We start from the raw sequence: 394 nt of genomic DNA, 5'->3' as shown, positions 1-394 counted from the left end.
GTGTTGATCAGTTCGACGACGTCGCCGATGCGCGCGGCCGCGTTCGATAATTCCCCGACCCGGCTGTTGGTCTTGCGGGCCTGCTCGACCGCCTCGTGCGCGACGCGGGCCGAGCTCTGCACCTGACGGCTGATCTCGGCGACCGAGGCGGTCAGTTGCTCGCTGGCGGAGGCAACCGATTGCACGCTGGCGGAAGCCTCTTCGGACGCCGCCGCCACGCCGGTTGCGAGTTCGACGGAGCGCTCCGCTGTCGACGACAGCGAGCCTGCCGACGCTTCCAACTCGGTCGCGGCCGATGAAACGACTTCGATAATCTCACCGATCGCTCCTTCGAAACTATCGGCGAGGCGCGCCATATCCGCCTTGCGCTGCTCGGCCGCGATCCGGTCTAGCC

Annotated in this window: 1 pseudogene; it reads right to left on the bottom strand. The window is 67.3% G+C overall.

Features of this window, described 5'->3' with window-relative positions:
• Positions 1 to 394 (bottom strand): annotated as a pseudogene (locus DY467_RS25985) (methyl-accepting chemotaxis protein); the annotation flags it as partial.

Source organism: Rhodopseudomonas sp. BR0G17 (assembly GCF_010907025.1).
Classification (GTDB): Bacteria; Pseudomonadota; Alphaproteobacteria; order Rhizobiales; family Xanthobacteraceae; genus Rhodopseudomonas; species Rhodopseudomonas palustris_H.
Note: the sequence above shows the minus strand (reverse complement) of the source record. Positions and strands in the feature narration are given on the sequence as shown.